Genomic DNA, 25050 nt, shown 5'->3' with positions numbered 1-25050 from the left:
GCCGGAGCCCGCCGCCTGCCTCGACGAGGTAGGGGGCGGGCTCCGGCATACGGGGCAGGTCGTCCGCTGGTCAGGCGATGAACTCCCGCACGGCGGCGGCGACCTCGTCGTCGAGCCCGGCGAGGAGCTCGTCGTGCGAGGTGACGCGGTAGCTCCGTGGCCCCTGCCAGTCGGCCGCGAGGACGTGGTGGCTGTCGAACCAGAAGTGGTGCGAGGGTGACTCGTCGACGAAGAGCGTGACGGTGCCGAGCTGCTGGTCGGGCCGCCCGGGCAGCTGCACGGTCTCGGGGTTGCCGACGCTCAGGTGGGCGCTGCGGGGTGCGTGCTCGGGCGCGGACTCGTCGAGCACGTGGAACTCCTCGTCGGTGTGCGAGCCGGCCAGCATCTGCTCCAGCACCACGGACTGGGCGCTGCTCGGGATCGTGTCGCGGGGGATCGCGTGGGAGGCGCCGTCGACGTCGACCGTCGTGCGGTCGGTGCGCCGGGCGGACGTGGATCCCTCAGGGGTGCTCATCGAGCAGGACGTCCAGTCGCGCACGTCACCGGTGTGCGTGAGCAGGTGGTCGGTGCGCTGCAGCCGCTGCCCGTCGCGATAGACGAGGAGGCTGCGCAGCTGGGTGGAGGTCAGACGTCGCACGAGGGCACCGACCTTGCGTCCCCCCACGTGGAAGCTCTCCATCGAGATGTCCATGTCGCGACCGTAACCGAGGGTGACAGGGCGCCCAACCGGTGCCCGTATGTCGGTCGGGTGCCGGGTCTCCAGAAGGACGCGGCCGACACCGGGGGTGGGTGCGCCGCATCCTCGTCGAGGTGCGAGGATGACCTGCACCAACCAGTGACGAGGAGGTCACCATGGACGAGCGTCGCGTCAAGGTCCTGGACGCCGTGGTCCGGGCGTGGACGGAGAACGGCAGCAATCCCGACTACACCGCGCAGCAGCACGAGAGCGTGCGTGCGGCGATGCCCACCCTGGCGCGTGCCCTGGACGAGCTGGTGATGGAGCTCAAGAACGGCCACCGCAGCTCACAGGGGTGAGCCCGTCACTGGGGGCGGCCGCGTCGCGTCCGCAGGAACCACGCGCCCAGCGCCAGGCCGAGCGCGAGGATCACGCCGAAGAGCAGGTAGCCGAAGCTGAGGTCTCCCTGCTCGCCCTTGGTGACCGGGCGCTCGGTGGTGCTGCTGGGGGTCGGGCTGGTGGTGTCGGCCGGCACGGCGACGACGAGGCGCTGCGGCGTCGCGGACGGTGCCGCAGACGCGGCGGGGACCGTGGCGAGAGGGACGGCGGCGGCCAGGGCGGTCACGGCCGCGCGGCGCATCCAGGTGCGGGAGGACATGTGAATCTCCTTCGGCTGGGCACTCGTTGGTCCCGTCGCGCATACCCCGGCGGACGCGGCTCATGCCGTCGGTGACCGCTGGTGGCGGATTCGGGGAGGGTGCCGGGGGCTCGCTGGTCGTGCTCGACCGGGGCCAGGGGGTCAACGGCGAGCTCGTGCTGCGGACCGACGGGGCAGACCTCGAGGTGATCGCCAACGGCGTGTTCCTGATGGACACCCGCCTCACGGTCTCCGAGCGCCTGATGGTCAGCGCGACGCTGGCCCGGGTGCGGCCGGGCGCGCGGTTGCTCGTCGGCGGTCTCGGCGTCGGGGCGTCGGTGGTCCAGGCCCTGGAGTCGGGGGTGGGGCGCGTCGACGTCGTGGAGGTCGAGGCCCTCGTGGTCCGGTGGTGGGAGCGCTACTTCCGGGCCCACTGGGGGCTGTCCGGCCGGGACCTGGACCGGCTGCGGGTCATCCGGGCGGACGTGGGGGAGCACCTCTCAACGACGCAGGAGACCTACGACGCCATCGTGCTCGACACCGACAACGGTCCCGAGTGGCTGGTCCACGAGCGCAACGCGGGTCTGTATGCCGTCCCCGCCCTCCTCGTGGCCGCCCGGCGCCTGGCGCCGGGCGGCAGCTGCGTCTACTGGTCGGCCTCACCGTCCGACGCCTTCGAGGGGCGGTTGCGGCAGGTCTACGCCGACATCGAGCGGGTCGACGTGGGGCGCTTCGACGTGGGGCGCGCGGACGCCTCGCCGGACGTGCTCTATGCGTGCCGGCGACCGCTCGACCGCTCGCCCGGAGACCGCTGACCGCTGACCGGTCAGTGCGGGTCCTTGCGCGGGTTGGGCAGGAAGTACCCCGCCATGGCGAACATCGTGGCGAGCATGATCGCGCCCCGCAGGTAGCCGAAGCGCAGGTCGCCGCTCTCCCCGAGGGTGCGCTGGCCGCGTGGTCGGGCGGCGGGCACCTGGGCGGGCGCGGGCGCCGGGGCCGGAGGCGGGATCGCCGCAGCGCCCAGCGCGGACGAGACGAGGCTCGACGAGGTGGAGGCCGGCGGACCGGTGGCAAGAGCCACGGACGCGGAGGCGCCGGGCACGGGTGCAAGGAGCAACGCTCCGGTGGCGAGGGTGGCGAGGGTGGCGGCGGCGAGGCGGCGCACCCGGATCGTGGACGACATGGCGACTCCTGGGGACTCGCGGCTCGTGCGCGTCGGAGCGGCTGCCCGGCGTGTACCACCAGGCCTACTCCTTCGCACGGCGAACGGGGAGTCCTGATCGATCGGATCGCCAGGCGGTAGCCGTGGTGTCGTCAGCCGGTCGCGAGGGTCGCGGACGCCCTCACCTCGCCAGCCGCAGCTCGCCGTCCTCGAAGTGGGCGGGCACGGCCGAGATCACGGCCTCCGGCGGGATGGGGCCATAGACGTGCGGGAAGGTCTCGCCGCCCTCCTCCGCCGCCTCCAGCTTGAGGTGGCTGCGGCCCAGCAGCGCCGGCTCGATGATCAGGACGACCAACGGTCCCGGCACGTCGCGGTAGAAGCGCCGGGCCGTCGCGGGAAGCTGCTCGGGGGAGGAGCAGTGGATGAACCCCTCCTGGTCGAGCGTGCGTCCGTGCGTCGACGTGGTGTAGGCGCCGGCATCCCGGCCCTCCTCCCACGCGGCGAGGGTCGTGAGGTGGCCGATGATGTCGGCGCTCTGGGGCTTGCCGGCGTTGCGCCTCGGGCGTCGGGTCATGACCCCATGGGACCACGGGTGCGGGTCACCAGTTGGCGAAGGACCCCCGGAAGATCGCCGCGACGTCGTCCTCGGTCACGTCCTTGGGCGCGGCGGCGAGCAGGCGCTGCTGCTTCATCGTGCCGCCGACGAGGTGGTCCACGTCGCTCTCGTCGTAGCCGACGGCGGCCAACCCGTCGGGGATCCCGATGTCGCGCATCAGCCGGGCGAGGACGGTCGGGAGGAGGTCGGCCGGGTCGTCGGTCATCTCGGCCTGCGGGTCGAGCATGCGGGCGGCCTCGACGTGACGCTGCGGGTTGGTGTCGAAGGTGAAGCGGAAGGCCTTCGGAGCCGTCAGCGACACCGACATCCCGTGCGGCACCATCGGCTCCTCGCGGGGGTAGCCCTCCGGGTGGAAGTCCTTGACCCGGCCCGCGATCGGGTAGGCGTTGGCGTGCGGGATGTGCACGCCGGCGTTGCCGAACCCCATGCCCGCGAAGGTCGAGGCCAGGGCCATGTCGGTGCGGGCCTGCTCGTCGTCACCGTGGTGCACCGCCCGCCGGAAGGACGTGGCGAGCAGCTGCATCGCGCGGCTAGACCACATGTCCGAGACCGGGTTCGCGCCGCAGTAGGGAACGCGATCCTCGGGCGTCTTGCGCTCGTAGGTCGTGTAGGGCCTCGCGGTCCAGCTCTCGAGCGCGTGGCACAGGATGTCCATGCCCGCGCTCGCGGTCACGCCCGCCGGCTGGGTGAGCGTGAGCCGCGGGTCGACGACCGCCATGGTGGGGCGCAGCGCGGCGTGGCTGATCCCGGTCTTGACCTGCTGCTCGAGGACGTCGAGCACGCAGATCGTGGTGCTCTCCGCGCCCGTCCCGGTGGTCGTGGGGACCGCCACGAGCGGGTGCAACGGCTGGGACGGCGCCCGTCCCTGACCGACCGGCACGTTGACGTAGTCCATCAGCTCGCCGGGGTTGGTGGTGAGCAGGTTGATCGCCTTGGCGGTGTCGATGCTCGAGCCGCCGCCCACCGCGACGTAGGCGTCGAACGGTCCGGCGGCACGCGCGTGGTCGATAGCATGCTGGAAGCTCGCGTCCGTGGGCTCCACGTGCACCTGGTCGTAGACCAGCGCCTCGATCCCGAACGTCGCCATCTGGTCCGCGACGCGCTGGGGCGTGCCGGTCGCCGCGATGCCGGGATCGGTCACCACGAGCACGCGCCTCGCGCCCGTGAGGGACAGGTCGTAGCCGATCTCCTCCGAGGCGCCGTTGCCGAACTTCAGCCGGGGGGCGCCATACGTGAAGATGCTCTCGGGGTCGGCGGGGTGATAGCTCATGGTGCTTGCTCCTGCGTGTCGCGTAGCTGTCGTCGGAGGATCTTGCCGGTGGTCGTCTTGGGCAGCTCGTCGACGATCTCCACCGCGCGGGGGTACTTGTAGGCGGCCATGCGCTCCCGGGCCCAGGCCACGATCTCCTCGCCCGTGACGGTCACGCCCGGGACGAGGGAGACGAACGCCTCGACGGTCTCGCCGCGATAGTCGTCGCGCACCCCCACGACCGCGACCTCACGGACCGCGTCGTGGGAGTACAGGACGTCCTCGACCTCGCGCGGCCACACCTTGTAGCCGGCGGCGTTGATCATGTCCTTCTTGCGGTCGACCAGGAAGAACCAGCCCTCGGGGGTCATGATCCCCACGTCGCCGGTGCGCAGCTCGCCGTCGCGGATCCCCTCGGCGGTGGCCTCCGGCCGCTGCCAGAAGCCCGGCACCACCTGCGGGCCGCTCGTGGCGAGCTCGCCGGCCTCTCCCGGCGGGAGCGCCTCGCCGTCGTCCCCCAGCACGCGAACCGTGGTGCCGCACACCGGAACCCCCACCGAGAGGGCGCCACTGCCTGGATCGACGGGAGCGCGCGCGCCGCGGGGCACGGCGTGCGACGGCGAGCTGGTCTCGGTCAGGCCGTAGATGTTGTGCAGGTAGTGGCCGGTGGCCGCCTCGAACCGGTCGGCCACCGCCGGAGCGATCGGCGCGCCCCCGGAGTAGATGGACCGGAAGCTCGACCAGTCGTCCCGGGCGATCCCGTCAACACCGCTCAGGGCGATGAACGCGGTGACGGATCCGACGGTGAAGGTCGGCCGGTGCTCGCGCATCGCGTCGACCATGACGGCGGCGTCGAACCGATGGGTGAGGACCAGGGACGCCCCGGCCAGCAGCGACAGGCAGACGTGCCCGACGAGACCCGTGATGTGGAACAGCGGGGCCACGCCCAGGACGACGTCGTCGGGGCCGAGGTCCATCCAGGTGCGATAGACCTCGGCGTTGACGACGAGGTTGCCGTGGGTGTTCATCGCACCCTTGGGCTCGCCGGTGGTGCCGGAGGTGTAGGTGAGGACGGCGACCTCGTCGCTGCCGGGCTCCGCCCGCGGCAGGGTGACGCCGCCGGTCGCACGCGCCCGGTCCAGGATCTCGCGCAGCGGCACCGCTCCCGCGGTCGAGGTGCCGGCCGTGGTGCTCATCACGCGGGTGTCGTCGCGCGTCTGGTCGTCGGTGGCAGCCACCGTGATCACGCAACGCACCTGGGTCGCGCCCAACCCCACCAAGGGTGCGGCCACCGACTCCCACAGCTCGTCGAGGCAGACCAGCGCCGTCGCACCGGAGTCACCCAGCAGGTAGGCCAGCTCGTCCGTCTTGTTCATGGGGTTGACCATCACGGCCACCCCGCGGGCCTTCCACGCGGCCAGCAGCGCCACGACGAACGCGGGGCCGTTCTGGGTGTAGACGGCCAGCCGGTCCCCGGCCGCGAACCCCTCGTCGACGAGGTGCGCGGCCAGGGCCGAGGAGCGGGCGTCGAGGTCTGCGTAGGTGAGGACGCCGTCGAAGTAGCGGATCGCCGGGGCGCCGCCGTCGCGGGCGACGGTCGCGGCGAAGGCCGCCAGCACCGAGCCGTGCCCGGCGTCGATCTCGGCCGGCACGCCCTGGCGGTAGAGCGACAGCCAGGGACGGTCGGTGCTGGTGGTCACTTGATGGCCATGGGGTTGACCGGCGTGCCCGCGGCCTTCGCGACCTTCAGCGGCGCCGCGGCATACATGAAGGTGAACTGCCGGTCCTGCGCGCAGTCGGCAGCGAGCTCCTCCAGGTCGCAGATCTCGGTGAGCGCCACACCCAGGTTGCGCATCAGCGCGCAGTGCAGCGGCAGGGCGGCGCCGTTGCTGGGGTCGTAGGTGATCTCGTTGGCGATCGTGTCGGTCGCCAGGTTGGGGATCTCCATCTCGTGGAACCACCGGACGAGCTCGGGGGAGTAGACCAGCCCCGGCTCGCAGAAGTCGTCGTAGAAGCGCTCGCCCTGGTCGAAGAAGTGCTTGAGGAAGTTGGTGCGCACGACGAGGACGTCGTGCTTCTCGATCGGCGTCCCCTGGTCCTCGGCGCAGGCCACGAGGTCCTCGTGGGTGAAGGTCTCGGCCGGGTCGAGCGCCTCCTTGCCGCGCCAGCGCGCGATGTCGATGAGGATGCCGCGTCCCACGACGCCCCGCTCGGCGATGGGGCCGATGCTGGCCTTGTCGAGCCCGCCGACGGTCGTCCGGGCGTCGTAGCCGTTCCAGATCTGGCCGTCGTACCACACGTGGCCGAGGGCGTCGTACTGCGTGGACCCCTGCAGGAAGGCGTCGATCTTGTCGTCGGCATAGTGCAGCCCGCCGGGGAAGGCCGGTCCGCCCGCGCCCTCGTCTCAGCTCGACTCGTCCAGGATCTGGGTGCGGACCGCCGGCGCGCGACCGGGCCAGACGGGGTCGCCCTTGGGGTGACCGATCATCCGCTGGAGGGTGAATACCCGCCCCGACCTGACGCTCCGGATCCCCCGCATCACCTCGTCGTCGGTCAGGAAGTTCAGGGCACCGACCTCGTCGTCCGGTCCCCACCGGCCCCAGTTGGTGGGTGCGTCCTTGAGCAGCTCGTGCATGGATGGCGTCTCGGTCACGATGTCCTCCGGTGTCTCGTCGTCGAGCGACCGTGCGGTCTGCGCCCGCCGTTGGGCGCTACCAGCTAGTAGATCGTCGCCCGGCCCACCCGTCAACGGGTCGGGGTCGACCACGCGACCTCCGGACGACCCGAGCCCGGTGGCCGCCGCCGTCGGGATGAGGGGCTGCACAGGAGGATATACGTAACCGTATATTAGGGCCATGTCGCCGTCCCTGCGCCCGGTCCCCGCGGTCTCCCCGTTGTCCGCGCTCCAGGGTGCGTTGTCAGGTCTGGCATCGCTGGCGGCCGGTGCGCCCGCGGTCCTGCGCGTGCTCTCCGGGGCTCATGCCCGTCTCCTTCGGTGCTGGGACGGTCGGGTCCCCGACCAGTGGTTCGGCGCCCGGCTGCTCGTCCTGGAGACGATCGGACGGCGCAGCGGACGGCTGCGGAGCACGCCGCTGGTCTTTGTGCGCAGCGGCGAGGACCTGGTGGTCGCCGCCACGAACGCCGGTGCCGACCGGCAGCCCGACTGGTGGTGCAACCTGCGGTCCGCCGGCGAGGCGATCGTGGTCGTCGACGGGCGGCGGGTGCGGGTCGTCCCCCGGGAGAGTCACGGCGCCGAGCGAGACCGCCTGTGGGGGACCCTGGCCCGCCGCGCCCCGATTGAGGCCTATCAGCGTCGGACGACCCGCACCCTGCAGGCATGTGACCTGCGGGTATGTCGGTAGGCCCCGTGGGGCTCGAACCCACGACCCGCGGATTAAAAGTCCGCTGCTCTGACCAGCTGAGCTAGAGGCCCGTGCACCGCCACCCCGGTGAGGTGGTGGTCGGCGCGAGGAGCCAGTCTAGCCGCGGCGGCGGGTGCTCACCGGTGCGCCTGCTGGGACTGGCCGCGCACGATCTCCTCGGCGACGAAGGAGAGCTTCATGTTGAGCTCCTGGCTCGTCCTGCGCAGCACCTGGAAGGCCTGCTCGTCGTCGATCTTGCGGGCCGCCATGATCAGCCCGACGGCCTTGCCGATGGCGCGGGAGTTGTCCAGGGCCTTGGTCAGGTTGGCGGCCTCGCCGCGGGCGCGCACGGTCATGATGGCGACCGAGGCGAGGGACGCCAGGATGGCGCTCTGGTCGACGGATCGCTGGGTGAGGGCGCCAGGCGTGTCGGAGAAGAGGTCGAGGGCGCCGACCTTGGTGCCGTCGATGAGGAGCCGGCACCCGATCATCCCGCGCACCGGCGTGTCGGCGACGACGCGCGCGGCCAGCTCGGGCCACGCCGTGGGCGTGGACAGGTCCGGGTCGAACTGGACGGCCTCGTCGAGGATCGCGTCGAGGCAGGGTCCGTCGCCGATGCTGACCTCGAGCTCGTCGATCCCCTTGGCGATCGGGTCGGTGGCGGCGACGCTGGTCAGCCGCTCCCGGTCGCGCAGGAGGATGGCCGCGCGGTCGCACCCGTCCACGAGCTCGACGGTGGCGTGGACGATGGCGTCGTAGACGTCCTGCGTGGTGGCGCCGGAGTGGACGATCTCGTTGAGGCGGGCGAAGACCTGCGACGCCTCGGGTGGCAGCTGGTCCATGGGCTCGCTCCTCGATCGGGTCATCGGGGCAATGCTACTCACCGAGCGAACCACGTTCACCTCGTCCCACAGGGTAAGGCTCGTCTCCGCCGGGTACGTGAGAGTCGTGTGGGGCGAACCGGCCTATGAGGCAACACCGGTCGGCGCTCACGCGGTTCAGCCACCAGCCGCGGCCCCACACCTGCTGTCACCTGCCAGCCCGGCTGACCCCCGCGCTGACCCGAACCTGACAAGAACCTGCCCCCAACCCCAACCCGCATCACGACGGAGCGAGGACGACCATGCCCCAGAGCACCCCAGACCTGTCCGCCATCCCGAAGCAGAAGCAGGAGTGGCCCGGCACCGTCGCCGACCTGGACCCGGCGCCCGACCACGGCGAGGCGTCGTGGGTCGGTCGGGATCGTCTGACCGGGAAGCGGATCCTGATCACCGGAGGCGACTCCGGGATCGGCCGTGCGACGGCCGTGGTCGCTGCCAAGGAGGGCGCCAAGGTCGTCGTCACGCACCTGGCCGAGGAGGCCGAGGACGCCCGGGCGACGCAGGCCGCGGTGCAGGAGGCCGGTGGCACCTGCGAGCTGATCGAGGCGGACCTGCGGACGTATGACGAGAACCAGCGCGTGGCGCGGGCCGCCGTCGCGGCCCTGGGCGGCCTGGACGTGCTGATCGCCAACGCGGCCTACCAGATGACCCACGAGCGCATCGAGGACTTCCCGCCGGAGCAGATCGAGCGGACCTTCGCGACCAACGTGTTCGGGCCGTTCTGGCTGGTGCAGGAGCTGGCGGAGGAGCTGCGCGGCGGCTCGATCATCATCACGACCAGCGTCCAGGCCTACAGCCCGTCGGACAACCTGCTCGACTACGCCGGCACCAAGGCGGCGCTCAACAACATGGTCGTCAACCTGGCCGGCCAGCTGGGCGAGCGGGACATCCGCGTCAACGCCGTGGCACCGGGCCCGATCTGGACGCCGCTGATCCCGGCGACCATGCCCGTGGAGAAGGTCGAGGGCTTCGGCTCCGACACCCCGCTCGGTCGCGCCGGTCACCCGGTCGAGGTGGCGGCGGCCTATGTCTTCCTGGCGTCGGACGAGGCGAGCTATGTCTCCGGGACGGTCCTCGGCGTGACGGGCGGCAAGCCGGTCTTCTGACGGGCTGGGCTCGGGTCGGTCACGCCGGCCCGAGCCCCCGCTCGCGGTGGCCGATCTCGTGCTCCGCGTCGGCGGTCGCGGCACGCAGCCGGTCCAGGACCTCGGTGACCACGGCGAGCTGCTCGGGCGAGTAGTCGTCCAGGACGTCCCGGAACCCGTCCGTCATGGGCTCGAACAGGTGGCTGCTGTCCTCGAAGGTCCGATCGGTCGGGACGAGCAGGACGCGCCGGCCGTCGTCGCCGGCGCGGGTGCGCTGCACGTGGCCGGCTCGCTCCATCCGGTGGAGCATCGCGCTGACCGCGGCGGGGGAGAGGCCCAGGGTGCGGCCGAGGTCGCCGGCGCCCATCGGTGCCCCATGCTCGGCGGCCCGCCGCACCACGGCGACCGCGTGCAGGTCCGCGGCGTGGTGGCCGGTCTGTCGCGCCACCGCGGCGACGTACGAGTTGACCTGCAGGCCGAGCCGGCGGACGGCGTCGCCCACCTCGCTGACGAGGTGGTCCGTCGGCGTCTGCTGGGATCGCTGCTGCGGATCCGGCTGTGGCTGGTGGCGGTTGACCATGACGTATTTCGATGGTGGAATGACTCGACCGTCGAAAGAACCTTTCTTGCGACGAGGGCGTGGTCTGCAAGGGCAGGCGGCCCGATCCTACTTCCCAGGAGGTTGGACCGTATGCCGGACCGTCAGACCGACGTCATCGTGGTCGGCGCAGGCCTGGCGGGGCTCTCCGCTGCCTGCCACCTGCGAGGACGTGGCCACCACGTGACCCTCGTCGAGCGTGACGCCGGCCCCGGAGGGCGCGCCGGGCGCTCCCGCCACGAGGGCTACACCTTCGACACCGGCCCCACCGTGATGACCATGCCGGACCTGCTCGACCAGGCGTTGCGCGCCGTGGGGACCAGCGTCGCCGACAGCGTCCCCATGCGAGCCCTGGACCCCGCCTACCGTGCGACCTTCCACGACGGCAGCACCATCCACGTGCGCCACGGCCACGAGGCGATGCGCGACGAGATCCGGCGCACCTGCGGCAGCGTCGACGCCGCCGCCTACGACGGCTTCGTCACCTGGTTGCGCGAGCTCTACGCCGTCGAGATGCCGCACTTCATCGAGCGGAACTTCGACTCCGTGGCCGACATGCTGACCGAGCCGCGCGCCGTCGCCCGCCTCCTGCGCCTCGGGCCGCTGCGGCGCCTCGGGCCGCTGATCCGGGACCGTTTCCAGGACCCTCGCCTGCACCGGCTGTTCACCTTCCAGGCGATGTATGCCGGGCTGCCGCCCGAGTCCGCCCTCGCCATCTACGCGGTCATCACCTACATGGACACGGTCGAGGGGGTCTACTTCCCCGAGGGCGGCATGGGGGCGATCCCGGTGGCCATGGCCGCCGCGGCCGAGCGCGCCGGCGTGCAGGTGCGCTACGGCGCCGAGGTCGCCCGGCTGCTGCGCTCCGGCACCGACGCCCAGGGCGTCGCCGGGGGCGCCGTGACCGGCGTCGAGCTGGTCGACGGCGAGCGCCTCCACGCCCCGGTGGTGGTCTGCACGCTCGACCTGCCGGTGGCCTACGAGCGGTTGCTGCCGGGGCTGCGGCCGCCGCGCGCGGTGCGCAAGGGCACCTACTCCCCGTCCGCGGTCGTGTGGCACGTGGGCACGGGATCGCCGGTGGGAGAGCAGTTCTCGCACCACAACATCCACTTCGGCGAGCAGTGGAACGAGTCCTTCGACGCGCTGCTGGGCCGCAAGCAGCTCATGCCGGACCCCTCGCGCCTCGTGACCGTCCCCACCGTCACCGAGCCGGCGCTCGCCGCCCCCGGTGGCTCCACGCTCTACGTCCTCGAGCCCGTCCCCAACCTCGAGGGCGGCCAGGACTGGGACCGCGAGTCCGGCCCGATGCGCGAGCGGCTCCACGCCTTCCTCGGCGCCCAGGGCTATCCCACGGACGTCGTCGCCGAGGAGCTGTGGACCCCGGCCGACTGGGCGCGGATCGGCCACGCCCGCGGCACGCCGTTCGCCCTCGCCCACACCGTCACCCAGACCGGGCCGCTGCGACCGTCCAACCTCGAGCGCCGGGTCCCCGGCCTCGTCTTCGCCGGGTCGAGCACGATCCCCGGCGTCGGCGTCCCGATGGTCCTGGTCAGCGGCAAGCTCGCAGCCGACCGCGTCGATGCGCTGGCGGCGGCACCGGGAGGCGCTCGGTGAGCGCCCCGGCCGCCACGCCGGCCACCGCACCCCTGGCCCCCCTCGAGCGCGAGGGCTACCGCCGGTGCGCCGCGATCACGCGCCGCCACGGCACCACCTACTACTGGGGCGTGGCCCTGCTCCCCGTCGAGCGGCGACGTCACGTGCACGCGGTCTATGCCCTGTGCCGCGCGGCCGACGACATCGTCGACGAGCCGGGAGCGACCACGCCCGGGCAGGTCCGCGACACCGAGCGGCGGCTCGCGGCCTTCCGGCATACGGTCCTGGAGGCCGTCGACGGCGCCCCGGTGGAGGATCCCGTGCTGGCGGCCGTCGTCCGGACCCTGCGCAGCTGTGCGCTCGAGCAGGCCGTCCTCGACCGCTTCTTCGGGGCGATGGCGGCCGACCTCACGACGACGCGCTACGAGACCTGGGAGGACCTGCTCGGCTACATGGACGGGTCCGCGGCCGTGATCGGCGAGATGATGCTTCCCGTGCTGCGACCCACGACGCCCGACGCCCTCGCCCCCGCCCGTGCGCTCGGCCTGGCCTTCCAGCTGACCAACTTCATCCGGGACGTGGCCGAGGACCTCGACCGCGGCCGGGTCTACCTGCCGCAGGCCGACCTGCGCGCCCACGGGGCCGACCCCGCGCTGCGCCGGGTCACCCCGCAGTGGCGGTCCTTCATGGCCGAGCAGATCGAGCGCAACCGCGGGCTGTATGCCGAGGCCGACCGCGGCATCCCGATGCTGCCCGACACGTCGGCGCGCTGCGTGGCGACCGCCCGCACCCTCTACTCCCAGATCCTCGACCGGATCGAGGCGGCGGACCACGACGTCTTCACCGAGCGCGTGCGCGTGCCGACCCGGATCAAGGCCGCGACGGCCGCGGCAGCCCTGGTGCGGCGGCCCAGGGGAGCGGGGGCGTGAGCGGACTGGCCGGGCTCGAGGGGCTCGCCTACCTCGCCTGTCTGCTCGTGTCGCTGGCCGGGGTCGCGACCATCGACCGACGGTGGCGGCTCTTCGTCTGGGACCGCCCTCGCGCAGCGGTGGTGGTGCTGGTCGTGGGGCTCGCGTACTTCGTCCTGTGGGACCTCGCCGGCATCGCGCTCGGGCTCTTCCACCGGGGCGACACGCGCTGGATGACCGGCCTGCAGGTCGCCCCCGAGCTGCCCGTCGAGGAGCTGTTCTTCCTCGTGCTGCTGTGCTGGTCGACGATGTGCCTGTGGTGCGGCGGGCGGCGCTGGGCCCGTCACCGGGGGGACGCGCGATGACCTTCGCCCTCGTCAACCTGGTCATGCTGGGCCTCGCCGTCGTGGGGGCTGCCGTGGCGCTGCGGGCGTCGGGCCGTCGTGGCGGTGTGGGGCGTCGGGACCCGTGGCTGCGCCCCCTGCTGCTCACGCTCGTCGGGCTGGCCCTGCTCACGGTCGTCTTCGACAACCTGATGATCGCCGCCGACCTGTTCGACTACGGCGACCAGCACCGCAGCGGGCTCCAGCTCGGGCTCGCCCCCGTGGAGGACCTCGCCTACCCGTTGGGCGCCGCCATACTGCTGCCGGCCCTGTGGGTCTGGTTGCGGGACAAGGAGATCCGGCGATGAGTCAGCAGAGCCAGCAGAGTCGGCTGGGGCGCCTGGTCGCCTCCTCCCGCCCGCTCAGCTGGGTCAACACGGCCTACCCCTTCGGGGCGGCCTACCTGCTCACCGCCGGGCGGCTGGACCTGCGGGCCGTCGTCGGGATCGTCTTCTTCCTCGTCCCCTACAACCTGCTCATGTATGGCGTGAATGACGTCTTCGACTACGAGTCCGACCTGCGCAACCCCCGCAAGGGCGGCGTGGAGGGCATCGTCCTGGACCGGTCGCTGCACCGGCTGACGCTGTGGGCCGCCGTGCTGCTGCCCGTGCCGTTCGTGCTCTGGCTGCTCGCGCACGGGTCGCTCGCGGCCGGGATCGTGCTGGCGGTGTCGGTCGCAGCGGTCGTGGCCTACTCCGCGCCCGGGCTGCGGTTCAAGGAGCGGGCGTTCGTCGACTCGATGACCTCGAGCACCCACTTCGTGTCGCCCGCGGTCTACGGCGTCGTGCTGGCGGGGGTCGCCCTGCCCTGGCAGGGCTGGGTCGTGCTGCTCGCGTACTTCCTGTGGGGGATGGCGAGCCACGCGTTCGGGGCTGTGCAGGACGTCACGGCGGATCGCGCCGCCGGGATCGGGTCGGTCGCGACCGTCATCGGGGCGCAGGCCACCGTGCGGCTCAGCGCCAGGCTGTATGCCGCGACCGGGCTCCTGCTCGCCACCACGGGACGCTGGGGCCTGCTGGCCGCGCTGCTCGTCCTGCCCTACCTGTGGATGGTGTGGCCCTATCGCTCGCTCTCCGACGAGGAGGCGCCGCGCGCCAACGGTGGGTGGCGCAGGTTCCTGTGGATCAACTACGTCGTGGGGTTCCTGCTGACCCAGCTGCTGATCGCTCGCTGGCTGGTCGGCTGACCCGCGTCGCGACCAGGGCGGCCACGAGCCCCCCGACCCCGTCCGCGACCAGGTCGGTGAGCGAGTCGGCATACGTGACGTGGATGGCGGGGTCGACCCAGAGGTGACCGGCCCACTCACCGAGCTCCCAGATGACGCCGAGCAGGAGGACGGCGAGGGTGGTGCTCATGACGGTGCCGAGGGCGGGGCGGGGCCGGCGCGTCGGCAGGTGCAGCAGGAGCAGGGCGATCACGGCCCCGCAGCCGGCGTGGGCCACCAGGTCGAGTCCGCGGACCTGGTCGTAGGTCCCGGCCGCGGCCCACCACCCGGAGGCCAGCAGGACGACCTGCGCGACGAGGTCGGTGGGGGTGTCGGCGTCGACGAAGCGCAGGGCCATCGCCCCGCCCAGCACCAGGAACATCGCGGCCGCGGCCGGGCCGCCGTGCAGCGTCCACGCCAGCGGGACCGTGACGGCCGCGACGAGGCGCAGGAGATCGCCCCAGCGCCACCGGCCCTGGCCGACCAGCCAGTCGTGCCGCGTCACGAGGCCGGGCGCCGGAGGTCTCGGACCGCCGGCGGGAGCGCTGCCGGGTCGCCGACGGGCCAGTCGCGCGGGTCGTCCGGCAGGTCCGCGAGCAGCGCGACCTGGTCCGCGCACCACGGCGACACCGTGGTCGACCCGTCGAGGACGCCGTCGCGCAGCTCGGGCCAGGGCACCCACCACGCGTCGTCGACCTCGGTGGGGTCGGGCGCGAGGTCGGTCGCCGCTCCGACGAGCTCGGCGACGTGGACCGGGCACAGCTCGTGCTCGACGACGCCGTCCATCTCGGCGCGGTAGGCGAAGCCGGGGAGCACCACCCGGGCGACGCCGATGCGCAGCCCCAGCTCGTCGGCGGCCCGCCGCGCGACCGCCGCGGCGAGGTCCTCGCCGGGCGCCGGGTGGCCGCAGACGGAGTTGGTCACGACCCCGGGGAAGGTCGCCTTGTCGCGCGCCCGGCGGGTGACCAGCACCCGCCCCTGGTCGTCGACGACGTAGCAGGAGAACGCCAGGTGCAGGGGCGTGCTCTCGTGGTGGACGGCGCGCTTGGGGGCGGTGCCGATGGCGTGGCCGGCCGCGTCGAGCAGGACGACCTGCTCGGCGCCGGGGGTGTCCGGGACGGCCGGTCGCGCCGGGAGGCCGGGACCGATGGGCACGCCCAGCCGGTCGACCCACCTCAGCCCCGGGGACCCGCCCGAGGCCCACCCGTGGCGCAGCGTGCGCATCGCCATCCGGACGCGGCGCGAGGCCTGGCTGGGGGAGTGGAACATCCGGCCCGCCACCCCGACCCGGAGGCAGGGGTCGAGGACGATCCGGGCGCGCGGCCCGAGCGCGAGGCTGAGGTCGAGGTCGTCGTGCAGCTCGGGGTCGTCGCGGGTCACGAGATGGCGCACGCGCTCCCAGGCGCTGCGCCGCAGCGCCATGTTGGACCCCCACAGCGGTATGCCGGCCATGGCCGCACCCGTCGCGGCGAAGGTCCCGGCCAGGTAGGCCACGGTGGCCAGCGGCGCGAGGCGCGGGGCGAGGTCGTAGAAGACGCCGGGACCCGTGAGCCCGTCGAGGTGCTCGTCGCTCGCGAACCGGCCCGCGACCCGGGCCACCCAGTCGCGTGGCAGCCGGGAGTCCGCGTCGCAGCGCGCGATCACCTCACCGGTCGCGCTGTCGTAGCCCCGGGCCGCCGCGGCGGGCACCCCCACCACGGGCTCGGTGACCACGCGGGCGCCATACGACCGGGCGAGGGCGGCGGAGCCGTCGGAGCTGCCGTTGTCGACGACGACCACCTCCCACGGGGCGACGGACTGCCGGGCGAGGTCTGTGAGGCAGCGGCGCAGGTGCTCCGCATCGTCGCGGACGGGGACGACCACCGACACGCGGGGCAGCGAGGTCGTCGGGTCGGATCGTTCCATGACCGAAAGATATCCCGATAGGGTGAGGTCATGGAGCACTGGCGCGAGGCCTTCGCACGTCATCTGCAGGCCGAGCGCTCGGCCGCTGGTGCGCAGGACCCGTCCGCCCGGACGCGTCGCCGCGTGGTCGCCGCGCTCACCGTCGTCGTGGCTGCCTCGGTCCTGGCCTGGGCGCTGCGGATCAAGCCCGGCGACGAGCTCTTCTACCCCGCCACCCTCGGCCTCGCGGCCGTCCTGCTCGTCGGCGCCCTCGTCGCCGGTCGCCCCCTGCGTGCCACCGAGGAGCTCGGCAAGCGCCGGGCACCTCGCCTGGTGCTCGTCGGGCTCGGCGTCGGGGCCGTGCTCCTCGTCGTGTTCCTGATCGGCGCCGGGATCGTCGCCCAGGTGCCGGCGCTCCGCGAGCCCGTCGAGCAGCTGCTGGCCCACGCTCGCTGGGGCTCGCTGCCCATCGTCGTGGCGATCACGGCGCTCAACGGCGTGGTCGAGGAGCTGTTCTACCGCGGGGCGCTCTACGACGCCTTCGGCGGACGTTGGGCGGTGGTGGGCAGCACCGTGGTCTACACCGTCGTGACGGCGCTGGCCGGCATACCCCTGCTCGCGCTCGCCGGGCTGCTCGTCGGGCTCGCCGTCGCCGTCCTGCGCCGCCTCACCCAGGGCGTGCTCGCCCCCATCGTCGCCCACCTGACCTGGTCGATAGGCATGCTCCTGCTGCTCGGCCCCACCCTCGAGCTCTTGGAGATGTCATGACTGCTGCTCACCCGGAGACCCGTCTCGGGCTCGTCACCGGCGCCACCGGCTATGTCGGCGGCCAGGTCGTCGGCGCGCTGATCGAGCGCGGCTGGCGGGTGCGCGTCCTGTCGCGCAGCGCCGACAAGGTCCGCGACGCCGAGTGGGGCGACGCCGTCGTCGACGGCACGGCCGGGCCCGGTCAGGTCGAGGTGGTCGAGGGCGACGCGTCCTCCCCCGAGGACCTGGCGACGGCGCTGCGGGACGTCGACGTCGCGTGGTACCTCCTGCACTCGATGGGGGACGGCGACGACTTCCAGGACGAGGAGCGGTCCATGGCCGAGGCGTTCGCGACCGCAGCCCGCGAGGCGTCCGTGTCGCGCATCGTCTATCTCGGTGGGCTGCACCCCGAGGGCGAGGAGCTGTCCGAGCACCTCGCGTCGCGGGTCGAGGTCGGCGAGATCCTGCTCGGGTCGGGCGTCCCCACGGCGGCGCTGCAGGCCGGGGTGGTGCTGGGTGACGGGTCGCAGTCCTTCGTGATGCTGCGGCACCTGTCCGAGCGGCTCCCGGGGGCGATCGCGCCCAGCTGGCTGCGCAACACCATCGCGCCGATCGCCGTCGACGACGCGCTGCACTACCTCGTCGCCGCGGCTGACCTGCCGGCCGACGTCAACCGGACCTTTGACATCGCCGGGCCGGACGTCGTCAGCTATGCCGACATGATGAAGCGCTATGCCTCCGCCCTCGGCCTCGGGCCGCGCCTCGTCCTGACCGCGCCGGTCACGACCCCGCGGGCCGCCGCGCGCTGGATCGGGCTCGTGACGCCGGTGGACTACGAGCTGGCCAAGCCGCTCGTGGGGTCGCTGCTGCACGACACCGTCGCGTCCGAGCACGACCTCGCCGACCTGGTGGGCGAGCCCAGCGGTGGGGCAACGGGATTCGAGGAGGCCGTGCGTCGCGCGGCCCGGGGGTCGGACACCCGGCGCTGGCGCCGAACGCTGGCCTGGACGGGTGCCGCCGTGACCGCCACCGCGGTCGTGGGCTCGCTCGTCACCGACCCCAGCAGCCGGTGGTACCGCCACCTGTCCAAGCCCTCCTGGCAGCCCCCGTCGTGGGCCTTCCCGGTGGCCTGGACCGCGCTGTATGCCGACATCGCCCTCGTCTCCGCCCTCACGATCGCGGACCTGCAGGAGTCCGGCCGCGAGGACGAGGCCCGGGAGTACGCCGTGGCGCTCGGGACCAACCTGGTGCTCAACGCCGGGTGGAGCGCGCTGTTCTTCGGCGCGAAGCAGCTGCGGGTGTCGACGGTCGAGGCCGTGGCTCTCGCCGCCAGCTCGGCCGACCTGGTGCGGCGCGCGGCCGGGGCCAGCCCCGAGAAGGGGGTCATCCTCGCGCCATACGCGGCGTGGACGGCCTTTGCCGCAGCACTGACCGCCGAGCTCACGCGCCGCAACGCCTAGCCGGACCGAGCGCAGCGATGGGTTGACCGCTCAGCGGCTCGCGTGCGTTCAGCGGCGCTGATAGACCTCTCGTCGGTGGCCGACCGCCAGGACCAGGACGACGAGGACGCCGTCGTGGATCTCGTACACGATGCGGTAGTCCCCGGTCCGCACCCTCCACTCGCCGTCTCCGCCGACCAGCTTCTTCGCGCTCGGAGGACGGGGGTCGGACGCCAGGAGCTCCACGGCGGCCTGAACACGCCGGCGTGCGGCGCCATCGAGCTTGCGGAGCTGTCGGGCTGCAGCGGGGCTCAGCTCGATGCGGTAGCTCATGCCAGGCCCAGGTCCGCCTTGACCTGGTCCCACGGGACGGCGCCCTCGGAGGTCATCTCGCTGCGGGCAGCGCGGGCTGCCTGGATGTCGGCCAGGTCCTCGGCGGCCTCGATGAGGCGGTCGAGGTCGTCGGCATCGATGACGGCCGCGACCCGCTGCCCGCGTCGCGTGAGATAGACGGGGTCGTGGCGCACCCGTGCCTCGTCGACGACATCGGCAAGTCGCGCGCGGGCGTCGCTGACGGTGAGTTCGGTCATGACACCATGGTGCGCCGGAAACGCTGAGATGTACATCGAAGCGCTGCCGCTAGCTGCGCCGGGTCTCCTCGTAGCGCCGCAGCGCCTCTCGCCGCTCCTCTGCGTGGTCCACGACGGGCTCGGGATAGCCGTGCGCGTAGCCGTCGAGTACCTTCCACGGCTCGTGCACGGCCTTGCCGGCGACGTGGGCCAGCTCGGGCACGTAGCGGCGGACGTAGTCGCCCTGCGGGTCCCAGCGCTTGCCCTGCTCGACCGGGTTGAACACCCGGAAGTAGGGGGCGGCGTCGGTGCCGGTGCCCGCCGCCCACTGCCAGCCGTGGTTGTTGGAGGCGAGGTCGCCGTCGACCAGCAGGTCCAGGAAGTGGCGGGCGCCGTGGGGCCACCAGATGTGCAGGTCCTTGACCAGGAAGGACGCCGTGACCATGCGAAGCCGGTTGTGCATCCAGCCTTCTCGTGCGAGCTGGCGCATCCCGGCGTCCACCATGGGATAGCCGGTCCGCCCCTCGCGCCACGCGTCCAGGAGCCCGGCGGCGTCCTCGTCCGTGGCGGGGTCGGCATACGGCATCGACGACAGCTCCCGGCGCAGGTCGCCCCAGGCGGAGTCGGGCCGCTGCCACAGCACGTCCGCGTAGAACTCGCGCCAGCACAGCTCGTTGACATAGCGCTGCGCCGAGTCGCCCTGTGCTGCAGGGTGCCTCGCGAGGTCGTGCAGCAGCGTGCGCGGGTGGATGGTGCCGTGCTTGAGGTGCATCGACATCCGCGAGGTGCCGTCCAGGTCGGGGCGGTCGCGGTCCTCGCCATAGGTCTCGAGCGGGCCGTCGAGGAAGTCCGCCCAGGCCGCCCGCGCCGCGTCCTCTCCCACCGGGTGCATCGGCTCGGCGTCCGGCAGGGGGTCGGAGTCCGCGCCGGCGTGCCAGTGCAGGTCCGTCGGGACGGGGGCGGGGGCCGGCCAGCCGTGGTCGCGCCAGGCCCGCGAGAACGGCGTGAACACCTTGTACGGCGTGCCGGAGCCGGTCGTGAGGGTGCCGGGGCCGACGGCATACGGGCATCCCGTGGCGACCATCGCCACGTCGGCGGACTCGAGGGCGGCACGCACCTGCTCGTCCCGGCGCCGGCCGTAGGGCGTGGCCTCGGCCGACACGTGCACCCGGCGCGCCCCTACCTCGGCGGCGACGGCCGGCACGACCTGCTCGGGGCGCCCGCGCCGCACCACGAGGGCACCGTCGGTGGCCTCCTGCAGCGCCCGGACCGCGCCGAGATAGGCGTCGCGGCGCGGCCCGCCGGCCCGGTCGAGGGCGGGGTCGACGACCACCAGGGGCAGCACGGAGCCGTCCTCGGTCGCGGCCATCAGGGCGGGGTGGTCGTGGAGCCGCAGGTCGCGGCGCAGCCACAGCACGCTGGTCACGGGGTGGCTCCTCCTTCGGGGGATCCGCCTGAGGTCGTCACGTCCGCCTGGGGTGCGAACCCAGGCGGACGTGACGACCTGAGGCAGGTCAGGACGGGTCGACCGAGCCGGTGTCGGCCTTGCCGTCCTCGTGGATCTGCTCGGCGAGCTGGTCGACGTCGGCCTCGGCCACGTCCACCCCCGCCTCGTCGAAGCCCTCGCGCAGCTCCTGCGCCACGGTCTGCTCCTCGGCGCCCTCCTGCCAGGACTCGACGCGCTCCACGACGTTGTCGACGGCCTCGTCCTTGGCCGCCTGGACCTCGTTGGGGTTCTCGCTCATCTGTCTCTCCTTGCTGTCTGGATCGGTGGAGCCGCTCGGCCGGTCACGCCGGGCGGGTGAGGCGTGGGACCGTCAGAGGTCGACCGTCTCGTTGTCACCCTCGACGCGCTTGCCCGTCACGGCGGACTTGACCAGGTTGGCGAGCTGGACGACCTTGCTGCCACCGGGCGCGTCCCAGTACTCCGCGGTGTCCCCCGTGACCTCGATCAGGATGTTCTCGGGGTTCTCCGGACCGCCCTCCATCCACGCGCCGGTGAACGTGCCCCACAGCTCCTCGAGCTTGGCGCGGTCGTCGACGACGCGGGCCGTGCCGGACAGGGACACCCACGAGCCGTTGCCGGCATACGCGAGGTTGACCTGCGGGTTGGCCTGCAGGTCGCGGACCTTCTCGGTGTTGCGCTCGGCGATGAACCACACGGTGCCCGTGAAGTCGACGTCCTGCGTCGCCATCGGGCGGGACACCAGGCGGCCGGTCGCGTCGGCCTGGGTCATCATCGCGATGCGGGTGCTCTTGATGATCTCGGCGACCTTCTCGTGCTGCTCGTCGGTCATGTGCTTCTCCTCTGCGTCGGTTTCATCGGTGTGATCGGTTGGTCGGGCGGGTGGCGGGATCGGTCAGGTCCTGCGCCGCCTGGTAGGCCGGGCGCCGCAGCACCCGCACCCAGGTCGGTGGTCGCAGCCCGGCGAGGGGCCGGTCGACGGGCGCGAACCGCAGCGGTCGGTCCTCGCCCCACGGTCCGTCGAGCTCGAGCTGACCGACGCGGTGCCAGTGGTCGTGCGTGCCCGACCAGGACAGGTCGTATGCCGACCGGCCCGCCGGGTCGAGCCGTAGCCACACGGCGCCGCGGGAGCCGAGCTGGGGGAGCAGGGTGGTGAGCGGGCCGCCCGCCTCGTGCAGGTGCACCGTCAGCAGCCACCGGGTCAGAGCGCCGGTGCCGGTCGACGCGAGGAGCAGGTCGGCGGGGCCGCCGTCGTCGGCCGCGCCCTCGATCCGCAGCGCCACGCCCATGACGTCGGGGCCGTGGTGGGCGAGCGACATGGCGCGCGACGACCGCACCGTGCACCGGTGCCGTCCGGGGTGGTCGAGGAGCGGGACGCCCGACGCGGGCCCCTCGCCCAGCGCCGTGAGCGTGCCCGTCCCCACCCGGCCGTAGGCGTGCAGCGGCTTGTCCCGCCGCACCACCGCCACGGCGCCCAGCCCGGCCGCGAGGCCCAGCCCACCAGCCGCAGACCCCACCGTGCGGAGCACCTGCAGCGGGCTCGGCGATCGCCGGGCGGTCATGACGAGCCCCGCTCGTACAGCGCCCGGACCGCGTCGACGGTGTCGGCCTCGGCGGCGGTCTTGTCGTCGCGGTAGCGCAGCACCCGCGCGAACCGCAGGGCCATCCCCGCCGGGTAGCGCCGGGAGGTCTGCACCCCGTCGATCGCGATCTCGACGACCTGCTCGGGGCGCACGTGCACCACGTGGCCCGACCGGGAGGTCTCGAGAGCCAGGAAGCGCTCGGTCTGCCAGGCGAGCATCTCGTCGGTCATGCCCTTGAAGGTCTTGCCGAGCATGACGAACCCACCGGCCTCGGTGTCGCGCGCGCCGAGGTGGATGTTGCTCAGCAGCCCGGAGCGTCGCCCGCTGCCCCACTCCACGGCGAGCACCACCAGGTCGAAGGTGTGCCGCGGCTTGACCTTGATCCACCCGCTGCCGCGGCGGCCGGCGGCATACCGGGTCTCGGGGTCCTTGACCACGACCCCCTCGTGCCCGGCGGCGACCAGGTCGGCGAAGAACGCGGTGGCCGCCTCCCCGTCACCCGTCAGGAGGGAGGGGACGAGGTGGTCGGGGGCGATGCGCCGCAGGGTCGCGTCCCGCTCGTGCTGCGGCTCGTCGACGAGGTCGATCCCGTCGAGGTGCAGCACGTCGAACAGGTAGGCGGTCAGCGGGGTCCGCTCCCGCAGCGCCTCGACGTCGGCGGAGGAGGCGGTCCGGGCGCCGGTGACCTGGAAGGGGTGGGGACGCCCGTCGGGGCGCAGCGCGATCGCCTCGCCGTCGAGCACGACCCGTCGCACGTCGAGCGAGCGCGCGACCTCGACGACCTCGGGCACGCGGCCGGTGATGTCGTCCAGGCTGCGGGTGTAGACGCGGATGTCGTCGCCGTCCCGGTGCACCTGGATGCGGATGCCGTCGAGCTTGCACTGGACGACGCGCTCGCCGCCGGTCTCGTCGAAGGCCTCGGGGACGCTGGGCGCCGACCCGGCCAGCATGGGCCGCACCGGGCGCCCGACCTCGAGCCCGATCGCCTCGACGGCCTCCGCACCACCCGTGGCGGCGGCCTCGGCCACCGGACCCAGGTGGCCGGCCATCATGGCGCCCCGGCGCACCACGGCCTCGGGGAGGTCGTATGCCGCCGCGACGGCCGCCACGAGCGATCCGTCCTGCGCGCCATGCCGCAGCTCGCCGACGAGCAGCGCTCGCAGGAACTCCTGCTCGTCGGCGGTCGCCGTCTCGAGCAGCGTGGTGAGGGCCTGCGCGCGGGCGGCCGCGGACCCGGCCCCGGACAGGCCGGCGAGCTGCGTGGCCGCGCGGTCGACGTCCTGCACGGTCAGGCTGGCCTCGGCCGCCGGAGACGGCGGGGTGCTGATCGCGCGGTAGCCGACGCCGACGCGGCCCTGCGGCAGCACGCCGGCGAGGTGCGCGGCCACGACGCCGACCTCCTCGGGGTCGGCGCGACGCAGGACCTCGGCGAGCAGGGTCGTCTTGGCCGTGCGGGACCTCGTCGCCGCCACGGCGTGCGAGGCGGCGACCAGGTCGGCATACGGCAGGGTCATGCGCGGTGGTGCTCGTTGTTGCGGTGGGCCGCGCGCGTGCCGAGCGTGGTGAGGACCTCGACCACGGGGTTGCTGAGGCGGCGGCGCGCCTCGTGGCCGGTGATCGTCTCGCCGTCGCCCGTGCCCGACGGGAGGATGCGGGACATGAGACCGAGCGCGCGGACCGTGGTGGAGGGCAGGAGCCCGGCGACGCGCGCGCCGACCTTGCTGAGCGGGGAGAGCAGGGCGACGGGGTCGCCGGCGAGGGTCGCGTCGACCATCTGCGCGGCGGCGCGCTCGGCGCTCATCGACACCAGCGGCAGGGAGGCGCCGGGCGCGAACCAGGCGTACTCCTTGGCCTGGTCCCCGATGAACTGCGCCTGCAGGTGCGAGCCCGTGCGCATGAGGCCGGGGACGATCGCGGTCGCGGTGACGCCGGTGCCGGCCAGCTCGGCGTGCAGCCCCTCGGTGAAGCCCACCGCCCCGAACTTGGCCGTGCTGTAGGGCAGCAGGTGCGGCACGCTGATCTTGCCGCCGATGGAGGTGACGACGCCGATGCGACCGCGGCGGCGGGCGCGCATCGCCGGGAGCACGGCGAGGGAGAGGTTGATCGGACCCCAGAGCATGACGTCGATCGCCTGCTCGAAGTGGCTGCGGTCGGTGGCCTCGAGCGGCCCGACCTGGATGATCCCGGCGACGTGCATGGCCACCGTGATCGGGCCGACCTCGCGCTCGACCTCGGCGATCATCTGCTCGACGCGCTCGTGGTCGGTGACGTCGCAGACATAGGTGTGCGCGTCGGCGCCCTCGGCCGTCAGCTGCGCGCGGGCGTCGTCGAGCTCGTCCTGGTTACGGGCGCAGATCGCCACGCGGAAGCCGCGGCGGCCCAGCTCGTGGGCCACCAGCAGGCCGAGGCCGCGGGAGGCGCCGGCCACGAGGGCGACCGGCTGCTGCCCGCCCATGAGGTCGCGGGCGGAGTCGGTCGTCGGGGACATGACGGTCTGGGCTGCGCTGCTCATGACCTTCGCCATACCACTTCCACGATGGAACAAACCCCCGACCTACCTCAGGTAGTCACATCCACCCGCCTTCGCCCGCCAGGCGGATGTGTCGAGGGTGGGTCGACGTGTCGAAGGCCGGTCGATGTGCCCCAGGCCGGTCGATGTGCCCCAGGCCGGTCGATGTGCGGCCGGTCCGCGGCCTGCTCGTATGGCGGCACCGCCCGTCTGGGCCTGCCGCCGACGTCTCGGCTGCCGTTCCCCGTCTCGGCTGCCGCTCCCCGTCTCGGCTGCCGCTCCCCGTCTCGGCTGCCGCTCCCCGTCTCGGGCTGCCGCACAAGACGGGAGATGGTCGCCGAGACGGAGGACGCACGCCGAGACGGCGGGTGGAGGACGGGCGGAGGACGGGCGGAGTGAGGCAGCGGCCGCGACCGACCGACCGGGCCGGGTCAGGGGTGGGTGAGCTGCTGGAGCAGGTGCCCGAGCCCCTCGCGGGCGCGACCGGGCATGCGACCTGA

The 25050-nt window shown here is 73.1% G+C and carries 31 protein-coding genes and 1 tRNA gene; 11 read left to right on the top strand and 21 right to left on the bottom strand.

Annotation, left to right across the window (positions count from 1 at the left end; genetic code table 11):
• Window positions 1-70: 70 nt before the first annotated feature.
• Window positions 71-691 carry a hypothetical protein gene (locus K313_RS0105575; protein WP_019284943.1) on the bottom strand — a complete coding sequence of 207 codons (621 nt, stop codon included), beginning with the start codon at window positions 689-691 and terminating at the stop codon, window positions 71-73.
• Between the two features lie 161 nt (window positions 692-852).
• Between K313_RS0105575 and K313_RS0105570 the strand changes: the two genes are divergently transcribed.
• Window positions 853-1035, top strand: a complete 183-nt coding sequence (locus K313_RS0105570) for a hypothetical protein (protein WP_019284942.1) — start codon at window positions 853-855, stop codon at window positions 1033-1035.
• A gap of 5 nt (window positions 1036-1040) precedes the next feature.
• Here K313_RS0105570 and K313_RS0105565 read toward each other — a convergent pair whose 3' ends face one another.
• On the bottom strand, window positions 1041-1334 hold the full coding sequence (locus K313_RS0105565; protein ID WP_019284941.1) for a hypothetical protein: 294 nt from the start codon (window positions 1332-1334) through the stop codon (window positions 1041-1043).
• A 62-nt stretch (window positions 1335-1396) separates the two neighbouring features.
• Between K313_RS0105565 and K313_RS0105560 the strand changes: the two genes are divergently transcribed.
• Complete coding sequence (locus K313_RS0105560; RefSeq protein WP_029210769.1) at window positions 1397-2128, top strand: polyamine aminopropyltransferase; 732 nt, start codon at window positions 1397-1399, stop codon at window positions 2126-2128.
• Window positions 2129-2139: 11 nt separating this feature from the next.
• Here K313_RS0105560 and K313_RS0105555 read toward each other — a convergent pair whose 3' ends face one another.
• The 6 genes from K313_RS0105555 to K313_RS24415 form a co-directional block, all read right to left on the bottom strand.
• On the bottom strand, window positions 2140-2496 hold the full coding sequence (locus K313_RS0105555; protein ID WP_029210768.1) for a hypothetical protein: 357 nt from the start codon (window positions 2494-2496) through the stop codon (window positions 2140-2142).
• A 160-nt stretch (window positions 2497-2656) separates the two neighbouring features.
• The gene (locus K313_RS0105550) at window positions 2657-3049 is read right to left on the bottom strand and encodes a DUF952 domain-containing protein (protein WP_019286890.1); all 393 of its coding nucleotides are present in this window, start codon (window positions 3047-3049) and stop codon (window positions 2657-2659) included.
• Window positions 3050-3074: 25 nt separating this feature from the next.
• A complete protein-coding gene (locus K313_RS0105545) occupies window positions 3075-4361 on the bottom strand; it encodes a hydroxyacid-oxoacid transhydrogenase (RefSeq protein WP_029210767.1) in 1287 nt (428 codons plus the stop codon).
• Window positions 4358-6040 (bottom strand): AMP-binding protein, encoded by a 1683-nt coding sequence (locus tag K313_RS0105540; RefSeq protein WP_029210766.1) that lies wholly within the window; start codon window positions 6038-6040, stop codon window positions 4358-4360. Before K313_RS0105540 ends, K313_RS0105545 begins: the two co-directional genes overlap by 4 nt.
• Complete coding sequence (locus K313_RS24420) at window positions 6037-6687, bottom strand: cyclase family protein (RefSeq protein ID WP_338021325.1); 651 nt, start codon at window positions 6685-6687, stop codon at window positions 6037-6039. The genes K313_RS0105540 and K313_RS24420 overlap by 4 nt, the downstream gene beginning before the upstream one ends.
• A gap of 57 nt (window positions 6688-6744) precedes the next feature.
• A complete protein-coding gene (locus K313_RS24415; protein WP_239261331.1) occupies window positions 6745-7164 on the bottom strand; it encodes a hypothetical protein in 420 nt (139 codons plus the stop codon).
• A gap of 31 nt (window positions 7165-7195) precedes the next feature.
• Between K313_RS24415 and K313_RS22905 the strand changes: the two genes are divergently transcribed.
• On the top strand, window positions 7196-7702 hold the full coding sequence (locus K313_RS22905; RefSeq protein ID WP_029210765.1) for a nitroreductase/quinone reductase family protein: 507 nt from the start codon (window positions 7196-7198) through the stop codon (window positions 7700-7702).
• Here the strand turns inward: K313_RS22905 and K313_RS0105525 are convergent.
• Window positions 7700-7773 (bottom strand) — tRNA-Lys (locus K313_RS0105525). The genes K313_RS22905 and K313_RS0105525 overlap by 3 nt on opposite strands.
• A 66-nt stretch (window positions 7774-7839) precedes the next feature.
• Window positions 7840-8544, bottom strand: a complete 705-nt coding sequence (locus K313_RS0105520; RefSeq protein ID WP_034251968.1) for a GAF and ANTAR domain-containing protein — start codon at window positions 8542-8544, stop codon at window positions 7840-7842.
• Window positions 8545-8825: 281 nt separating this feature from the next.
• Between K313_RS0105520 and K313_RS0105515 the strand changes: the two genes are divergently transcribed.
• Window positions 8826-9689: an SDR family oxidoreductase gene (locus K313_RS0105515; RefSeq protein WP_019286896.1), complete on the top strand. Its 864-nt coding sequence runs from the start codon at window positions 8826-8828 to the stop codon at window positions 9687-9689.
• Window positions 9690-9708: 19 nt separating this feature from the next.
• Here K313_RS0105515 and K313_RS22125 read toward each other — a convergent pair whose 3' ends face one another.
• A complete protein-coding gene (locus K313_RS22125; protein WP_029210763.1) occupies window positions 9709-10248 on the bottom strand; it encodes a MarR family winged helix-turn-helix transcriptional regulator in 540 nt (179 codons plus the stop codon).
• Window positions 10249-10359: 111 nt separating this feature from the next.
• Between K313_RS22125 and K313_RS0105505 the strand changes: the two genes are divergently transcribed.
• Genes K313_RS0105505 through K313_RS0105485 form a run of 5 tightly spaced genes read left to right on the top strand, consistent with a single transcriptional unit; the run spans window position 10360 to window position 14336 of the window.
• A complete protein-coding gene (locus K313_RS0105505) occupies window positions 10360-11880 on the top strand; it encodes a phytoene desaturase family protein (protein ID WP_019286898.1) in 1521 nt (506 codons plus the stop codon).
• The gene (locus K313_RS0105500) at window positions 11877-12788 is read left to right on the top strand and encodes a phytoene/squalene synthase family protein (protein ID WP_240483940.1); all 912 of its coding nucleotides are present in this window, start codon (window positions 11877-11879) and stop codon (window positions 12786-12788) included. The genes K313_RS0105505 and K313_RS0105500 overlap by 4 nt, the downstream gene beginning before the upstream one ends.
• On the top strand, window positions 12785-13132 hold the full coding sequence (locus K313_RS0105495) for a lycopene cyclase domain-containing protein (protein WP_019286900.1): 348 nt from the start codon (window positions 12785-12787) through the stop codon (window positions 13130-13132). The genes K313_RS0105500 and K313_RS0105495 overlap by 4 nt, the downstream gene beginning before the upstream one ends.
• Complete coding sequence (locus K313_RS0105490; RefSeq protein WP_029210761.1) at window positions 13129-13458, top strand: lycopene cyclase domain-containing protein; 330 nt, start codon at window positions 13129-13131, stop codon at window positions 13456-13458. The genes K313_RS0105495 and K313_RS0105490 overlap by 4 nt, the downstream gene beginning before the upstream one ends.
• Window positions 13455-14336, top strand: coding sequence for a prenyltransferase (locus tag K313_RS0105485; RefSeq protein ID WP_019286902.1), 882 nt, complete (start codon window positions 13455-13457; stop codon window positions 14334-14336). The genes K313_RS0105490 and K313_RS0105485 overlap by 4 nt, the downstream gene beginning before the upstream one ends.
• Here K313_RS0105485 and K313_RS0105480 read toward each other — a convergent pair.
• Together K313_RS0105480 and idi are read right to left on the bottom strand one after the other, a co-directional pair.
• Window positions 14275-14859 (bottom strand): DUF2238 domain-containing protein, encoded by a 585-nt coding sequence (locus K313_RS0105480; protein ID WP_029210760.1) that lies wholly within the window; start codon window positions 14857-14859, stop codon window positions 14275-14277. The genes K313_RS0105485 and K313_RS0105480 overlap by 62 nt on opposite strands.
• A complete protein-coding gene (idi, locus tag K313_RS24410; RefSeq protein ID WP_240483939.1) occupies window positions 14856-16259 on the bottom strand; it encodes an isopentenyl-diphosphate Delta-isomerase in 1404 nt (467 codons plus the stop codon). Before idi ends, K313_RS0105480 begins: the two co-directional genes overlap by 4 nt.
• Window positions 16260-16289: 30 nt before the next feature.
• Between idi and K313_RS0105465 the strand changes: the two genes are divergently transcribed.
• Both K313_RS0105465 and K313_RS0105460 read left to right on the top strand, forming a co-directional pair.
• Complete coding sequence (locus K313_RS0105465; protein ID WP_029210759.1) at window positions 16290-17006, top strand: CPBP family intramembrane glutamic endopeptidase; 717 nt, start codon at window positions 16290-16292, stop codon at window positions 17004-17006.
• Window positions 17003-18445, top strand: a complete 1443-nt coding sequence (locus tag K313_RS0105460; RefSeq protein ID WP_029210758.1) for a tryptophan-rich sensory protein — start codon at window positions 17003-17005, stop codon at window positions 18443-18445. The genes K313_RS0105465 and K313_RS0105460 overlap by 4 nt, the downstream gene beginning before the upstream one ends.
• 48 nt (window positions 18446-18493) lie before the next feature.
• On the opposite strand, the gene K313_RS0105455 is transcribed toward K313_RS0105460, so the two are convergent.
• The 8 genes from K313_RS0105455 to K313_RS0105420 all read right to left on the bottom strand — a co-directional run bounded on the left by K313_RS0105455 (window position 18494) and on the right by K313_RS0105420 (window position 24553).
• Window positions 18494-18757, bottom strand: a complete 264-nt coding sequence (locus K313_RS0105455; protein ID WP_019286911.1) for a type II toxin-antitoxin system RelE family toxin — start codon at window positions 18755-18757, stop codon at window positions 18494-18496.
• Entirely contained in the window at window positions 18754-19014 is a 261-nt protein-coding gene (locus K313_RS0105450) for a type II toxin-antitoxin system Phd/YefM family antitoxin (RefSeq protein ID WP_029210757.1), read from the bottom strand. Before K313_RS0105450 ends, K313_RS0105455 begins: the two co-directional genes overlap by 4 nt.
• Window positions 19015-19063: 49 nt before the next feature.
• The gene (locus K313_RS0105445) at window positions 19064-20419 is read right to left on the bottom strand and encodes a cryptochrome/photolyase family protein (protein WP_029210756.1); all 1356 of its coding nucleotides are present in this window, start codon (window positions 20417-20419) and stop codon (window positions 19064-19066) included.
• 88 nt (window positions 20420-20507) lie between these two features.
• Window positions 20508-20738: a hypothetical protein gene (locus tag K313_RS0105440; protein WP_019286914.1), complete on the bottom strand. Its 231-nt coding sequence runs from the start codon at window positions 20736-20738 to the stop codon at window positions 20508-20510.
• Window positions 20739-20810: 72 nt separating this feature from the next.
• Window positions 20811-21290 carry a pyridoxamine 5'-phosphate oxidase family protein gene (locus K313_RS0105435; protein WP_029210755.1) on the bottom strand — a complete coding sequence of 160 codons (480 nt, stop codon included), beginning with the start codon at window positions 21288-21290 and terminating at the stop codon, window positions 20811-20813.
• A gap of 22 nt (window positions 21291-21312) precedes the next feature.
• A complete protein-coding gene (locus K313_RS0105430) occupies window positions 21313-22020 on the bottom strand; it encodes a hypothetical protein (RefSeq protein WP_029210754.1) in 708 nt (235 codons plus the stop codon).
• Complete coding sequence (locus tag K313_RS0105425) at window positions 22017-23555, bottom strand: ATP-dependent DNA ligase (protein WP_034251965.1); 1539 nt, start codon at window positions 23553-23555, stop codon at window positions 22017-22019. Before K313_RS0105425 ends, K313_RS0105430 begins: the two co-directional genes overlap by 4 nt.
• Window positions 23552-24553 carry an SDR family NAD(P)-dependent oxidoreductase gene (locus K313_RS0105420; RefSeq protein ID WP_240483938.1) on the bottom strand — a complete coding sequence of 334 codons (1002 nt, stop codon included), beginning with the start codon at window positions 24551-24553 and terminating at the stop codon, window positions 23552-23554. The genes K313_RS0105425 and K313_RS0105420 overlap by 4 nt, the downstream gene beginning before the upstream one ends.
• Between the last annotated feature and the right edge of the window lie 497 nt (window positions 24554-25050).

This window comes from Arsenicicoccus bolidensis DSM 15745 (assembly GCF_000426385.1).
Classification (GTDB): Bacteria; Actinomycetota; Actinomycetes; order Actinomycetales; family Dermatophilaceae; genus Arsenicicoccus; species Arsenicicoccus bolidensis.
This window is presented reverse-complemented; position numbering and strand designations above follow the sequence as displayed.